The 14497-nt window shown below is 69.6% G+C and carries 11 protein-coding genes; 1 reads left to right on the forward strand and 10 read right to left on the reverse strand.

The window, feature by feature from the left end:
- Positions 1 to 29: 29 nt before the first annotated feature.
- From ACIQOU_RS10755 to ACIQOU_RS10795, 9 genes are all read right to left on the reverse strand, one after another.
- Complete coding sequence (locus ACIQOU_RS10755) at positions 30 to 1019, reverse strand: 4-hydroxy-3-methylbut-2-enyl diphosphate reductase (RefSeq protein ID WP_401535919.1); 990 nt, start codon at positions 1017 to 1019, stop codon at positions 30 to 32.
- Positions 1016 to 2869 (reverse strand): 1-deoxy-D-xylulose-5-phosphate synthase, encoded by a 1854-nt coding sequence (locus ACIQOU_RS10760; RefSeq protein ID WP_401535920.1) that lies wholly within the window; start codon positions 2867 to 2869, stop codon positions 1016 to 1018. Before ACIQOU_RS10760 ends, ACIQOU_RS10755 begins: the two co-directional genes overlap by 4 nt.
- A 134-nt stretch (positions 2870 to 3003) precedes the next feature.
- The gene (gene pabB / locus ACIQOU_RS10765; protein WP_401535921.1) at positions 3004 to 5124 is read right to left on the reverse strand and encodes an aminodeoxychorismate synthase component I; all 2121 of its coding nucleotides are present in this window, start codon (positions 5122 to 5124) and stop codon (positions 3004 to 3006) included.
- Positions 5125 to 5278: 154 nt separating this feature from the next.
- Complete coding sequence (locus tag ACIQOU_RS10770) at positions 5279 to 6286, reverse strand: diiron oxygenase (RefSeq protein WP_401535922.1); 1008 nt, start codon at positions 6284 to 6286, stop codon at positions 5279 to 5281.
- Positions 6287 to 6355: 69 nt separating this feature from the next.
- On the reverse strand, positions 6356 to 7195 hold the full coding sequence (locus ACIQOU_RS10775; RefSeq protein ID WP_401535923.1) for an arylamine N-acetyltransferase: 840 nt from the start codon (positions 7193 to 7195) through the stop codon (positions 6356 to 6358).
- 171 nt (positions 7196 to 7366) lie between these two features.
- Positions 7367 to 8299: a 4-hydroxybenzoate octaprenyltransferase gene (locus tag ACIQOU_RS10780; protein ID WP_401535924.1), complete on the reverse strand. Its 933-nt coding sequence runs from the start codon at positions 8297 to 8299 to the stop codon at positions 7367 to 7369.
- Positions 8293 to 9462 (reverse strand): cytochrome P450, encoded by a 1170-nt coding sequence (locus ACIQOU_RS10785; protein WP_401535926.1) that lies wholly within the window; start codon positions 9460 to 9462, stop codon positions 8293 to 8295. The genes ACIQOU_RS10780 and ACIQOU_RS10785 overlap by 7 nt, the downstream gene beginning before the upstream one ends.
- Before the next feature lie 194 nt (positions 9463 to 9656).
- Positions 9657 to 10535, reverse strand: coding sequence for an SAM-dependent methyltransferase (locus ACIQOU_RS10790; protein ID WP_401535927.1), 879 nt, complete (start codon positions 10533 to 10535; stop codon positions 9657 to 9659).
- A gap of 46 nt (positions 10536 to 10581) precedes the next feature.
- Positions 10582 to 11619 carry a polyprenyl synthetase family protein gene (locus tag ACIQOU_RS10795; protein ID WP_401535928.1) on the reverse strand — a complete coding sequence of 346 codons (1038 nt, stop codon included), beginning with the start codon at positions 11617 to 11619 and terminating at the stop codon, positions 10582 to 10584.
- Between the two features lie 1087 nt (positions 11620 to 12706).
- Between ACIQOU_RS10795 and ACIQOU_RS10800 the strand changes: the two genes are divergently transcribed.
- Positions 12707 to 13984, forward strand: a complete 1278-nt coding sequence (locus ACIQOU_RS10800) for an MFS transporter (protein ID WP_401535929.1) — start codon at positions 12707 to 12709, stop codon at positions 13982 to 13984.
- 14 nt (positions 13985 to 13998) lie between these two features.
- On the opposite strand, the gene ACIQOU_RS10805 is transcribed toward ACIQOU_RS10800, so the two are convergent.
- A complete protein-coding gene (locus tag ACIQOU_RS10805) occupies positions 13999 to 14244 on the reverse strand; it encodes a hypothetical protein (RefSeq protein ID WP_401535930.1) in 246 nt (81 codons plus the stop codon).
- Between the last annotated feature and the right edge of the window lie 253 nt (positions 14245 to 14497).

Genomic DNA, 14497 nt, shown 5'->3' on the forward strand with positions numbered 1-14497 from the left:
CCGCCGGAACCGGCCGCACCTGGGTTTTCTCAGGTGTCGCCCCGGCGCAGATCGCGACGTAGCTCGTGGGGGAGGGCGAAGGTGATGGACTCGTCGGCGGTCGTCACGGTCTCGACGTCGGCGTAGCCGCGCTCGGCGAGCCAGGCCAGGACACCGTCGACCAGGACGTCGGGTGCGGAGGCGCCGGAGGTCAGGCCCACCGTTTCGACGCCCTCCAGCCAGGCCTCGTCGATCTCGTGCGCGAAGTCGACCAGATGGGCGGCGGGCGCCCCGGCGTCGAGGGCGACCTCCACCATGCGGACCGAGTTGGAGGAGTTCCTGGAGCCGACGACGATGACGAGATCGGCCTCCTCGGCGAGCCTCTTCACCGCGACCTGACGGTTCTGCGTGGCATAGCAGATGTCGTCGCTCGGCGGTGACGTCAGGTCGGGGAAGCGGGACTTGAGGGCGTCCACGGTCTCCATGGTCTCGTCGACGGACAGGGTGGTCTGGGAGAGCCACACGACCTTCGACTCGTCGCGCACCGAGACGTCCGCGACGTCGGCGGGGCCGTCGACGACGGTGATGTGGTCGGGGGCCTCACCGCTGGTGCCGATGACCTCCTCGTGCCCTTCGTGGCCGATCAGGAGGATGTCGTAGTCCTCCCGCGCGTACCGGAGGGCCTCCCGGTGGACCTTGGTCACCAGCGGACAGGTCGCGTCGATGGTCGCGAGGTCGCGCGCGGCGGCCTCGGCGTGGACCGTCGGGGCGACGCCGTGGGCGGACAGCAGGACGATGGCTCCCTCGGGCACCTCGTCGGTGCGTTCGACGAAGATGGCGCCCTTGTCCCGCAGGGTCTGCACGACGTGTTTGTTGTGCACGATCTCGTGGCGGACGTAGATGGGCGGCCCGTACTGCTCCAGGGCCTTCTCGACGGCGAGCACGGCGCGGTCCACGCCCGCGCACCAGCCGCGCGGAGAGGCGAGCAGAACGCGTCGGGGGCGGACGGGCGGTCCGGGTGCCGGGTGCGCAGGGGTCATGTCGTCCTCGACGTAGGGGTGGGGGCGGGGTGCTGGAGGGGTTGTCCGGCCAGTGCGCGCAGGGTCGCCTCGGCGATCCGCGTGGCCGTCAGACCGGCGTCGGCCAGGAGCTGGTCGCGGGGTCCGTGCGGGAGGAAGGCGCGGGGCAGCCCCAGCGTGTGGACGGGGGTGGCGATCGCATGGTCGCGCAGGGTCTGGGCGAGGGCGCTGCCGACGCCGCCGGTGCGGGAGTTGTCCTCCACGGTGACGACCAGCCGGTGCCGGGCGGCCAGGTCGGGCAGCTCGGGCGCGACCGGGAGCGCCCAGCGCGGGTCGACGACGTTCACCCCGACGCCCCGCTCGGTGAGGTGGGCGGCGGCCCGCAGACAGGCGGGGGCCAGCGGGCCGTAGGAGACCAGCAGCACGTCCCGGACGCCCGACTCCGACAGGACGTCCACGCTCCCGGCCCGGCGTACGGCCTGGAGTCCCGGTCCCGCGGTGCCCTTGGGGAAGCGGAGCGCGGTGGGGCCCTCGTGCGCGGTGGCTTCCCGCAGCAGCGACCGGAGTTGGCCGCTGTCGCGGGGCATCGCGAGGCGCAGCCCCGGCACGATGCCGAGCAGGGAGGCGTCCCACATGCCGTGGTGCGAGGCGCCGTCGGGTCCGGTGACGCCGGCCCGGTCCAGGACGAAGGTGACCGGCAGCCGGTGCAGGGCGACGTCCATGAGGACCTGGTCCGCGGCCCGGGTGAGGAAGGTGGAGTAGAGGGCGACGACGGGGTGGAAGCCACCCAGGGCGAGACCGGCCGCCGAGGTGACGGCGTGCTGCTCGGCGATCCCGACGTCGAAGACCCGCTCGGGGTACTTCATCGCCATCGGATACAGCCCGGTGGGCCGGAGCATGGACGCGGTGATCGCCACCAAATCCTCGCGCTCACCGGCCAGTTCGAGCAGGGCCTCGCCGAACACGCCGGTCCAGGAGACGGCGGGCGGTCCTGCGGACGGCGGCCCCGGGGCGGCCCTGCCGGTGACCGCGTCCACGGTGCCCACGGCGTGCAGACAGTCCGCCTCGTCGTCCTCGGCGGGGCCGAACCCCCGGCCCTTGACGGTCACCGCGTGCACGAGCACCGGGCGCCGCAGGTCGCGGGCCTGCGCCAGGACGTCCTGGAGGGCCCCGAGGTCATGGCCGTCGACGGGGCCGAGGTAGCTGAAGCCGAGCTGCGTGAACAGGTTCGCCCCGGTCGGGGCCGGGGCGCCGGGCTGTTTCAGGGCCCGCAGCTGGTCGGCGAGGGCGCCGGTGGTGGGGGCGTAGGAGCGGCCGTTGTCGTTGAGGACGATGACGACCGGACGTTCGGCGCTCCCGATGTTGTTGAGCGCCTCCCAGGCCATCCCGCCGGTCAGGGCGCCGTCGCCGATGACGGCGACCACCGAACGGTCCCGGTGTCCGTGCAGGTCCAGGGCCTTGGCCAGGCCGTCGGCGTAGGACAGGGACGCGGAGGCGTGGGAACTCTCGCTCCAGTCGTGCTCCGACTCCGCGCGGGAGGGATAGCCGGACAGTCCCCCGGCCTGCCGCAGCCGGTCGAAGTCAGCGGCGCGGCCGGTCAGGATCTTGTGGACGTAGGCCTGATGCCCGGTGTCGAAGAGGATCGGGTCGCGGGGCGAGTCGAAGACGCGGTGCAGCGCGATGGTCAGTTCCACCACGCCCAGGTTGGGCCCGAGATGGCCGCCGGTCGCGCAGACCTTCTCGATCAGGAACGCGCGGATCTCCTTTGCCAGGTACGGGAGTTGACCGGCGGGCAGGGCGCCAAGGCCGGCCGGTGCGGTGAGCGTCGGCAGGTGGGCGCCGTCGAGCGGGACGGGGTGCAAGGAGGGCATGGGGGGATGATCCTTCCGCCGCAGGCATGAGCATCAGGAGTCGCAAGGACCGTGGTGACTGCGTGGCTGGGGTGGGGGCGGACACCGTCAGGTGCCCGCGGTGACGCACGGGACGCCTGCCGGGCCCGGGGCGGCTACGAGCCCGGGACCCTCGCCTTCGGCAGGGCCCGGAGGGTCGCCTCGGCCTTGAGGAGCATCTCCTCGTACTCCGCGACGGGGTCGGAGTCCAGGACGATCGCGCCGCCCGCACCGATGCTCAGTTCACCGTCATGGCTGACGGCGGTGCGGATGGTGATGCTGAGGTCGGCGGTCCCGGTGTAGCCGACGAAGCCGAGAGCGCCCGAGTACACCCCGCGGGCCTCGCTCTCCAGCGAGTCGATGATCTCCATGGTGCGCAGCTTCGGCGCCCCCGTCATGGAGCCGCCGGGGAAACAGGCCCGGACCGCGTTCACGGCGGACGTGCCCGCGCGCAGGGTCCCGGTGATCGTGGAGACCAACTGGTGCACGGTGGCGTACGACTCCGTCACCATCAGCGCCGGGACCGTGACGCTGTCGATCTCGCAGATCCGTCCGAGGTCGTTGCGGAGCAGGTCCACGATCATGAGGTTCTCGGCGCGTGTCTTGGGGTCGATCTGCAACGAGCGCCGCCGCTCGTCGTCGGTGCGCGGGTCGGGGTGGCGGGGCGCCGTTCCCTTGATCGGCTTGGCCTCGACCGTGCGGGCGGCGTCCACCTTGAGGAACCGCTCGGGTGAGGAGCTGAGGACGGTGACCTCGCCGAGGCGCAGGAACGCGGAGTAGGGGGCGGGGTTGAGGCGGCGCAGGCGTTGGTAGTAGGCGAACTCGTTGGCCGGCGCGGGCAGTCGGAGTTGATTGGTGAGGCATATCTCGTAACTCGCGCCCTCCCGCAGCCGCCGGTCGCAGCTGCCGATGTCGGCCAGGTACTGGTCGCGGGAGCGGACCAGCCGCGTCGACGCGTCGTGGCTCTCGGCGCGCGGCGGGGGAGCCGTCTCGGCCTGCGCGGAGGGCAGTTCGGCCAGCACCGGCACCACCGTGTCGATCCACTTCTGGGCCGCGTCCAGGTCCTGCGGCTCGCACACGGCGACGACATAGGTGCGGTTCTCGGCGTGGTCCACGGCGAGGAACCGGTCGGCCTGGAGCCACACGGCGTCCGGCGTCGGTGACCGGTGGGCCTGCTGCCCGCCGAGATCGGCCTTCAACTCGTAGCCGAAGTAGCCGACATAGCCGCCCAGAAAGTCGAACGGCAGCCCCTCGGCGCCGGTCACCTCGCGGCCGGTGCGGCGGTCGAGGGCGTCGAAGATGGTGCCGCTCTCCAGCCGCGGCACACCTCCCGTGGGTTCCACGACGACGTGCGCGTCCTTTACCCGGTAGGTGAGCGTCTCGGCGCCGGGCGCCTCCGCCGAACCGAGGAACGAGAACCGTGCGAGACCCGGCTCGACATGGGAACTGTCCAGCCAGAAGGAGCGCGCACCGGCCCCGAACAACGCCTGGTACGCGGCCTCGGTGTCGACGGCCCGCTCCAGGACACGGACCTGCGCCCGGAGCCGCACAGGCCCCGCACCTGGAGCCACCGGAGCGAGGGACCCGGTCGCCTCAACGGCGTCGGCGGCGGCCCGGCGTTCACCGGTACCGCTGCCGGTGGCGCCCGCACGCACGCCCGAACCGAGCGCCAGCTCACGGAAGTTGGCGACCAGCTCGGCCCCGTGCTCCGTGCAGATGGACTCGGGGTGGAACTGCACCCCCCACCACGGCCGGTCCCGGTGGGCGAGGCCCATGACCACGCCGTCCTCGGCCCGCGCGGTGATCTCCAGGTGGTCCGGCACGGGTTCGGCGACGCTCAGGGAGTGGTAGCGCACGGCGGTGAACTCCTGCGGGATTCCGGCGAAGAGGCCGTCCCCGCTGTGCCGGATCGTGGACAGGAACCCGTGCCGGGGCTGCGGCGCGGGGACGATCTGCGCGGCGGCGAGCAGCCCCATGCCCTGGTGCCCGAGGCACACGCCCAGGACCGGGAGCCCGGTGTTCTCCAGGACGTCACGGGAGCGGCCGAAGTCACGCGGGACGCCCGGATGTCCCGGGCCCGGTGAGATGACCGCGGCATCGAAGCCGTTCAGATCGATGTGGTCCCAGGCGGCAGCGTCGTTCCGTACGACGACGGGCGCGATGCCGTACACCTTGGCCAGGAGCTGGTACAGGTTGTAGGTGTAGGAATCGTAATTGTCGATGAGCAGGACGCGCATGGGTCAGCACCAAGGGGTGTCGGAGGCGGGAGAGCCAAAGAGTGATAGAGGAGAGGGTGCGTTTCTCTGAGCTTCGGCGAGCACGGCCCGGTCCACTGAAAAGCCTGATGGCATGGGGGACTTGGGCGGCGGGGGCGGCGGGGGCGGCGGGGGATCAGGGGGTGTCGGTCGTCACCGTCGACCAGTCGAAGGGGACGGCGTCGAGGACGTCCAGCTCTCGGCACAGTTGCCGCAGTCCGCTGAAGTCCTGAAGGAGCCGGCCCCGGCCGGAGGCGCTCTCGATGTCTTTGAGCATCTGTCCGCCCCCCTCCACGTCGAGGAGATCCAGAATCCGCGCCCAGGTCGTGAGGTCATGGGCGGCGAACGCCTCCATGCCGTCGGCCAACTCCCGCAGGAAACAGTCCCGTTGCTCGCCGGAGAAACGCTTCCACGCCTCCTGGGCGACGGTGCTCGCGATCGAGGCGTGGCAGTACTCGTCACGGTTGTGCAGCACGGCCGTCAGACGGTTGATGGGCTGGATCTCCTGGTCCTCGGCGATGAGGTCCAGGTGGGCGTTGATCGAGATCTCCGCGACCGTGGTGAAGGCGAGCGAGACCAGGGCCTGGTGCTCACGGCTCTCGGCGGCGGCGATCCGGTGGGCGTGCCGACGGGTCTTGAACCCGAGCGGAAGGGCGGCATCAGGCATACGCCAGCCGCGCTGCCGACGCGTCACGGAACTGGCGTTGAGGTGCATCAGCGTGTGGTACTGCTCATCGACCATGGCCTGTGTCACCGCGAGGGCCAGGGAATCGTCCATCCCGGTGGCGAAAGCGCCGCCCGTGATCAGGCTGAAACCCGGATTGACCACGAACTGCTCGATATCCATGATGTTCTTGTTGAACGCCACCCAACCCCAGGCGAGAATCCGGGACTTGACCGCGTCGTCGAGACCGAGATAGGTGGGGTGATTCCGGAACGGCAGCAGGGCCACCGGGAAATCCGGCCGGTCACGCTCGAACACCTCGTCCAGCGTGTCCTGCCGCCTGACCGTGGCGCGCCGGTCCCAGTTTCCGGCGAGCCTGCTGATGATGGCGTTCTCCACGGCGTCATTCGGATCGTGTTCCGGGAGCGACCGCAGCCGTTCCGCCACGAAGAACGCTCCGAATTCCGGATGACCGGGCATCTCTTCCATAGTGATCCTTATGATCTCGCCTACGGGCCATGGGCCGGCCGGGCGCATTCTCGGTTCAGGTCAGAGACCTGTCCCTGGCGTCCCTGATGTGGCCTTCAGGGCCTGGACATCGTCCGGTTCCATGGTGATTCCGAAGATTTTCTCGGGGGCGGAGAGCGTCTCGTTCTCGTCGAGTTCGCGCTGTGTCGGCGGCTCGCCCACGCGCATTTCCGTCAGGGCGTTGCCGATCAGCACATGCCGCACATCGGGCTGGGTGCGCTGGAGAACCAGCCGGTGGTTGAACGGCGAGCGGGGGTGGCTCAGGCAGAAGTGGTTGAGCAGCTCGAAGTCCGAGGGATAGCGCACGTCCGTGGTGAATCCGTAGAGGTCCACCGGACCCTGGGGGCGTATGGAGCGCAGGACGTATTCACCGTGCGGTTCCCGCACCATGTCGAACGGCCAGTCGCCGTCCAGCCGCGCGGAATCGGCGATGCGGATCGGCTCGTGCAGCCCGTAGGCGCCGAAGCTGATGTCGAAGAGCCAGCGTTCGCCGTCCAGTTCGACACAGAGGGCGACATGGACGGCCGGCCCCGTGGTGTGTCCGGTGCGGACCCGGGACCTGGCCGCGAGCGCCGTGAACGTGAACCCGATCCGGTCCAGCACGGCCGCCACCAGCACGACCTGCTCCATGCACCAGCCGCCCCGGCCGCGCCGCAGGATCTTGTCCTGGACGGCGGCCAGGTCCAGCGGCACCGGCCGCCCGAGCACCGCGTCGATGTTCTCGAACGCGATCGCCCCGACATGCGCGGCGTGCAGGCTCCGCAGGGTGGCGAGATCCGGAGCGACGTCGGCCGGATGCCCCACACGGGACAGGTAGGCGTCCAGGTCGACGCCGTCGCCCTGCCACATCGAATCCGTCATGCGTATTCCGTCCTTCGGTCTCAGGCCCGATCAGAACCGGCGGTCCTCGACCCGGTCACCCACCGAGGCCTGGGCGTCGCGGTCGAATTACTCGGGTATGCGATTCCGTGTACATGCGAGGGCTGGATATGTCATGTCGTGGGTGTGCGATGTCGTGGGTGTGCGGGTCCGTCAGGTGAACTGTCCGGCGACCGTCGCCGCGAGAATGATCCAGCCGTAATAGCGATTGGTGACGAAGGTGTCCCAGCAGGATGCCGGATCGTCCAGATCCACCCGGACGACCTGGTACGACAGCAGCGCCCCCGCGGCCAGGACCAGCACATGGAAGGCCCAGCCGGTACCCATCTCGACCCCGGCCCACAACGCGCCGGTGACGCTCAACGCGATGAAGACGGACAGCCACAACTTGCTGGACTCGCCGAACATCAGGGCGGAGGACGTGACACCGATACTCCGGTCGTACTCCTTGTCCTGATGGGAATAGACCGTGTCGTGAAACAGGGTCCAGAAGAAACCGCACGCGTACAGGCCGAACACCGCGAGCGGATAATCGAGGCTCCCGGTCACCGCCGACCACCCGGCCAGCACATAGGCGTTGATCACCAACGCCAGCCAGGACGAGGGCCACGGAAAAGCCCGCTTCATATACGGATACGCGACCAGCAACGGATAAGAGGCCGCGACCACCAGCGCCGTCGCCCCGTTCACCCTCATCAGGATCAACAGGGAAACCGCCGCCTGCACGACGAAGAACAGCAGCGCCTTGGTGACGCTCACCTTCCCCGACGCGACCGGCCGCGACGCCGTGCGGGCCACCCGGGCGTCGATGTCCTTGTCGACGACGTCGTTGACCGCGCAACTCGCCCCGCGCACCAGCACGGCCGCGAGGGCCAGCCAGACCACCGTCAGCAGCTCCGGCCGCCGGTCGGAGGCGAGGGAGACGCTCCACAGCCCGGGAAGGAGATAGAGCACGACACCCGTGGGCTTGTGCAGACGCATCAGGACGAGATAGGTACGGACCGGCTCCGGGCACTTCCCGACCAGCCGCTCCGCCAGCTTCGGAGCCTTCGTGCGGCCCGCTGCCGCCGTGGTGCCGCTCACCATGTCACCGGAAGGTCGACCAGCCCACCGGTCAACGTGTCGTGGCGCAACCGCAGTTCCTCCACCTCGACGGCCGGCCGCATGGTCGGGAACCGCTCGACGAGCCGCCCGAGCGCCACCTGCAACTGCATCCGGGCCAACGGCGCACCGACGCAGGCATGCATCCCGAACCCGAAGGTGAGACTCCCCTCGGTGTGACGCGTGATGTCGACGCGGCCGGGGTCGTCGAAGACCGTGCCGTCATGGTTGGCCGCGATGATGTTCAGCAGCAGCAACTCACCGGCCCGGACGGTCGTTCCGTCGATCTCCAGATCCGTCCGCGCATAGCGAGGCATGCCGCCGTTGTGCGGGTTCGGCATCGACAGCCGCAGGATCTCCTCCACCGCGCCCGGGATCAGGCTCGGATCGGCCCGCAGCTTCTGACGCTGCTCGGGGTCGGTCATCAGCAGCAGCGCGCCCGTGCCGATCCGGGCCACCGTGGTCTCGTACCCACCGAAGAGCAACAGCGCGGTCAGACCGATGACTTCCCTGTCGCTGAGCCCCTCGGCCACGCACAGCCGGGAGATGACGTCGTCGGCGGGGTTCTCCCGCTTCCGCGCCACCAACGTCTGGCAGTAGCCGAACAGTTGGCCAAGACCCTGCTGGGACCGCTCCGGGTCCTGCACGCTGGCGGCGTCCTGGGTCCAGGTGCTGAACTTGTCCTTGTCCTCGTGCGGCACGCCGAGCCACTCGCACATCACCAGGATCGGCAGCGGCAGCGCCAGCGCGAGGCGCAGATCCACCGGCCCCGTCCGCCCGGCCAGCTCGTCCAGCAACTCGTCGGTGAGCGCCTCGACATGGGGACGCAGCGCCCGCATCCGCTCGGGGGCGAACGGCGGTTCCAGCACCGTACGCATCCGGGCGTGGTCGTCTGCGAAGTCGCCCAGCAGGTTGGCGAGGAACGCCGACCCGCTGTCCCGGGCGGCCCGCGAGTCGACGGGAGAACGGCTGAGCCGGTCGTCGTCCAGCAACTGCCGTACCCGGGCATGGCCGGTGACCAGCCAGGCCTCGTCGCCCTCGACGGTCCGCACCCGATGGATCGAGCCCTGGGACTGGAGCGCGCGCAGCCGGGGCGCGACCCGCAGCGGATGCGTCTGCTCGAAGGGCAGTTGAGCTGGGGTATTCACGGACAACCTCTCCACATCGTGATGACTCGTGACGACCTGCTTCGGGGCCGACGGCGCGTGGAACCGGGCGGCCGCCCCCACGGCGGGCACCACCTGAGAACCGGTTCGTTCTCAAGGGCACCCGCCGTGGGCGCGGTGAGGGTCGCTCCGGCCCGGCCCGGTGGGTGGGGCGGTTCTCGGCCCGGGCGGCCGGACTACGCCGGCGGCGTGTAGTCGGCGACGATGACGATGTAGTTCAGCTCGTTGCTCCGGTGCGCGTCGAGGAACGGCTGCTCCACGCCGGTGGCGAGACCGGAGTGCGAACGCAGCTCCCAATAGGGGACGGCCTCCGGGGTCAGGTCCCAGACCTGCGAGGGGATCAGGTGGTTGTCGATGAGCGCCTTGAAGTAGGCGCTGCGGTCGTTGATGTGGCAGTCGTAGTGCTCGTCGATCTGCTTCACGGACTTGCTGTCGGTCGACACGGCGTCGTTGGCGCACCAGGTGACGCAGACATAGCGGCCGCCAGGACGCAGCAGCCGGGCGAACTCCGCGAAGGCGTCCGCGGGATCGACGTACATGGTGGTCTCGTTGGTGTAGACCGCGTCGAACGATCCGGCCGGCAGCCCGGTGTCGCACATGTTGGCGAACTTGAAGGTGACCTTGTCGTCGACGCCGTGCTTCTCCTTGGCGAGACGCTCCGCGAACTCGATGTGGTGGGCGCAGAAGTTGGCCCCGACCACCTCGCACCCGAAGCGCCGGTTGACGAGGAAGGACGTGCCGCCGCGACCCGAACCGCCGTCCAGGACCCGGGCGTCGGCGGAGAGCGGGGCCAGCCCGTGCAGGATCAGCTCGACCTGCTCGTTCTCCATCCGGCCCATTTCCGTGAGGATGGCCGCGTCGCGCTCGGCGGCGGGCACCTCAAGGACGGATTTGTCGAATCCACCGACGGCGTAGTGGTGGTGGTAGAGCCCGTCCTCCTCGCCCAGCAGCAGGTTGATCGGGTCCTGCGTCTTGGTCTCGTAATGGGCCTGGGCCCGACGCTCGAATTCGGAGCGGACGACCGGGGGAGCCGAGTTTTCGTGGACAGTGGTCATGATGTGGTACTCCGATTCACATGGCGCCCCTGACGGGCGGCGAAGGTCATGCCGTGCGATTGGCTATGCGGTCGAACAGAGTGGCCAGTTCGACGGTCGCAGTGGGGGAGAGGCCTGCTCGTTCGAGATGCTCCACAGCCGTTTCCAGATTGCTGCGGGACAGCTGCTCGGCCGAGCTACGGCCACCGGCTTCTTCGGTGAGGTCGGCCAATGTCTGAAGGTGTGCGTCGGTGGTGCTGTCGATATGCCATTGCTGGCCCAGTTTTTCGCCGGCCGGGTTTCCGGCGACCATGGCGGCCAGTACGGGGAAGGTCGGATTGCGCCGCCTGATGTCTCCCCGGATGGGTTTTCCGGTCGCTGCGGGATCGCCCCAGATGTCCTCGACGTCATTGGAGATCTGCAAAGCGATGCCCAAGTGCCGGGCCGCGTCGCGCAGCGCGGCCAGCACGTTCTCCGTTTTACCAGCCCGCATGGCCGGAGTTCTCAGGGACCACTCAAGGAGCGCTGAGGCTTTCTCCAGCACCATCTGTTCGTACACCGCGAGACTGTCGTCCGAACCCGGCCGGAGCGTGAGTTCGCGCGCCTGCCCCGCGTGGACCAGACCGAGGGCCTCGGCGAACGAGCGGGCGATCTCCGTGTGGCCCGGGGCGGCGTCGTCCGCGACGATGCGCACCCCGAGTGCCTGGAGCGCGTTCCCGGCGTGAATGGCCAGTCCCGTGCCGAATACCTTCCACGCGGCCGGGCGGCCGCGCCGCAGGTCGTCGCCGTCGGCGATGTCGTCGTGGAGCAGGGTCGCGTTGTGCAGCAGCTCCACCGCCGCGGCCTGCGCCTGCACGTCCTGCGGCCGCAGACCGACGCCGTCCGCCACGGCCATCATGAGGCTGGCGCGGGTCAGCTTGCCGACGCCGCCGGTGCTGGGGTCACCGTGCTCGTCGATGAAACCCAGGTGGTAGCGGCAGACCCGGGACAGGGTCGGCTCCAGCGCGGAGACCTGCTGCTGGATGACGGGCAGGACGGTGGATCGCACGGTTCTCGGAGCCACGAGGGCCGGCGGTCCGGTGGGCGAGGTGACGTGTGTACTCACCGTGGTTCTCCTTCGGCCCCGCGAGTAAAGCGCGTGTCGTTCGCGAATCGGGCCACTGAACACTCGTCAATGTGGCGGTCACACCACATCCACGTCGTCACACTTCTTCACCTCCTGTTCCACTTCGCCATGCGGTGAATTCCCGATGAATGGAGGATTGCCCGAACGTCGCTGAGCATCACGGTCGCCTGCGTTCACTTTCCACGTTCACTTCGGCGTTCACTCCCGTGTTCACTCCCGGGCTTCGCATAACCCGGAATCCGGGCTACCGGATTTGAGTCTGAGTGATCCGTCCCGGTGATGTCAACGAAATGGCAAAGGGAGAGAAGGGGTGCCGATGGGAAACGATGTATTTCGAGCCCGAAGCCCGAGCGGGCCGGCCGGTGTCCGGTCCCGTCGAGGTCGAGTTACCGAAGATCAACTTATCCCCCGGGTTGGGCGGTTTGAGATTCATGCGACTCTCCATCCCGGATTCTCCTTGCTGACCATAATTCAGCTTTATCCAGCAAATGATCCACTGCATGGCGGTTGACCAGTGCCAATGCTCATTGTCCGGACAATGTGAGGTTGCGCGGGTGAACGGGTCCTGACCGGAGGCGGCGGGCACCGTCGGCTTTCGGACGGTGATCGCGAAGGATTGTCCAGAAGCGGGACGCGGGCATCGAACGGGCCAGCACACGTCGCTATCCGGACGCTATCCACGGCCCGATCGGCGGCCCCCCTCGTCCAGAGTGTGGCTTGAATGATTCGCTTGTTCCCGCTCTTCTCAATCCCTCAAAGCATATTTCTCCAGAAGACATCGTGATAAAGCCGAATCATCCGAGCTGATGGATCTGTGGTCCACATGACCGTCTTCATGGGATGCGTCCTCGACCGGCGCTCCTGGGGCTTTTGTGGACGGTTGTTCCGGCCCCGCGTAGGCCGGAACACCCTCCCGCGCCGCTCCCGCGCCACCCCGCAGGAGGACCCACGCGCCGTCCAGTCCAGGACCGGACCGATGCCCCCGGCGGCCGCAACGCGTCGACTACAAGACGGACTTGGACATCCACCGGGCATATTCCGGTGCGGCGCCCTAGAGTGCGGCGCCGTGACCCTCTCCTCGAACCCCGGCGACCTCTGGCGCGACAGACCCTTTCTCCTGCTGGCCTCGGCGCGCACCATCTCCCTCCTGGGCAGCGGGTTCGCCCGGATCGCACTCGCCTTCGCCGTGCTCGCGCTGCCCGGCGCGGGACCCGGCCGCCTCTCCCTCGTCCTGGCCTGCCAGTCGCTGCCGCAGCTGGTGTTCATCCTCGTCGGGGGAGTCATAGCGGACCGGGTGTCCCGGGCCGGCCTCATGGTGGTGTCGGACCTCCTGGGCGCCGCCGCCTATGCGGGCCTCGCCGTCCTGGTGTTCACCGGTCACGCGCCCCTGCTCCCGCTGTGCGCGCTGGCGTTCGTGGCCGGGGCGGCGACCGCGCTGTTCATGCCCGCGATGGACGGTCTGGTTCCGCTCCTCGTGCCGGGCGACCGGTTGCAGCGCGCCAACGGGCTGCTGCGGATGGGCACCAACTCCTCGCTGCTCCTCGGCCTCGCGCTGTCCGGCGTCACCGTCGCCTGGATCGGGGCGGGTTGGGCGCTGGCGCTGAACGCGCTGTCGTTCGTCGTGAGCGCGCTCCTCCTCTCCCGGCTGCCGACCCGCGCGCGCCCGGCGAAGGCGTCCACCGGCTGGGCCGACCTCAAGGAGGGCTGGCGGGAGTTCTCCTCCCGGCGCTGGCTGTGGGCGGTCGTCGCCCAGTACGCGATCGTCGTCGCCGCCGTGAACGCGAACATCGGCGTGCTCGGACCCCTCGTCGCGCACCGGGAGTTGGGCGGCGCCGAGGCCTGGTCGGCGATCGTGGCCGCGCAGGCCGTCGGCACCGTCGCCGGCGCCGGGCTCGTCGCGCGCGTGCGGGTGCGCCGCCCCATCCTGGTGGCCGTGCTCGCCACCTTCCCGGCCGCCGCCCCCATCGCCCTGCTCGCCGGGTCGGCCCCGGTCTGGCTGATCGTCGTCGCGATGTTCTGCGCCGGGGTCGCCGGGGACGTCTACGGCGTTCTGTGGTCCACCACCATGCAACGGGAGATACCCGAGGAAGCCCTCTCCCGGGTCAGCTCCTACGACTGGTTCGGCTCGCTCGCCTTCGCGCCGCTGGGCCTGCTGCTCGCCGGACCGGCCGCCGCCGCCGTCGGCCTCGACGACGCCCTCGCCGGCTGCGCCCTCCTGGTCGTCCTCGCCACCGGAGCGGCGCTGCTGGCCCCGGAGGTCCGCAACCTCACCAACGGCGAGCCGCCCGCCCCCGCCGCGACATCCCGCCCGGCCACCGTCTGCCCCGAACCGGAGGCCACCTGACCGGGACCCGGCGCCTACTCGCCGGTGAGACCGTGCGCGCAGAAGTCCCAGACCTCGTCGGCGGTGAGCGGATGCTCCTCGTCCGGGTCGCTGGTCCGCGCGTTGAACATCACCGTCCGGACGGTCAGCGCGGCGGCCCGGCGCGCGCCGAACCCCGGCCGCAGCAGCCCCGCCCGCTCCCACTCCGCCATCAGCTCGGTGAACAACGCCAGCAACGGAGCGGACGCCTCCCGCACCTCATGCGGCTGCCCGGACAGCAACGGCCCCTGGTACCCGACCCCGCCCGGACGGCACCTATCGAACAACTCCCGCACAACGGACCCGAGTTGATCGAACGGCGCCGTCTGCTCGGCGGCGAGCGCACGCAGCCCGTTCGGCCGTCCTGCCCATCGCGTCCTCGGACAGCGCGAGCAGCAACTCGTGCTTGCCGTCGAATCCCACCGACTGAAAAGCCCCCCGACCACCAACGCCCTCAAGGAAACGCGGCTCACGGTCCAACGAGGGCCGCCAGCG

Source organism: Streptomyces sp. NPDC091279 (assembly GCF_044757465.1).
In the GTDB taxonomy this organism is placed as follows: Bacteria; Actinomycetota; Actinomycetes; order Streptomycetales; family Streptomycetaceae; genus Streptomyces.

Bases quoted from the DNA above. Each gene is read 5' to 3' on its own strand.
- ACIQOU_RS10755 (WP_401535919.1), bottom strand. From the start codon at position 1,019: ATGACCCCTGCGCACCCGGCACCCGGACCGCCCGTCCGCCCCCGACGC.
- ACIQOU_RS10760 (WP_401535920.1), bottom strand. From the start codon at position 2,869: ATGCCCTCCTTGCACCCCGTCCCGCTCGACGGCGCCCACCTGCCGACG.
- pabB (WP_401535921.1), bottom strand. From the start codon at position 5,124: ATGCGCGTCCTGCTCATCGACAATTACGATTCCTACACCTACAACCTG.
- ACIQOU_RS10770 (WP_401535922.1), bottom strand. From the start codon at position 6,286: ATGCCCGGTCATCCGGAATTCGGAGCGTTCTTCGTGGCGGAACGGCTG.
- ACIQOU_RS10775 (WP_401535923.1), bottom strand. From the start codon at position 7,195: ATGACGGATTCGATGTGGCAGGGCGACGGCGTCGACCTGGACGCCTAC.
- ACIQOU_RS10780 (WP_401535924.1), bottom strand. From the start codon at position 8,299: ATGGTGAGCGGCACCACGGCGGCAGCGGGCCGCACGAAGGCTCCGAAG.
- ACIQOU_RS10790 (WP_401535927.1), bottom strand. From the start codon at position 10,535: ATGACCACTGTCCACGAAAACTCGGCTCCCCCGGTCGTCCGCTCCGAA.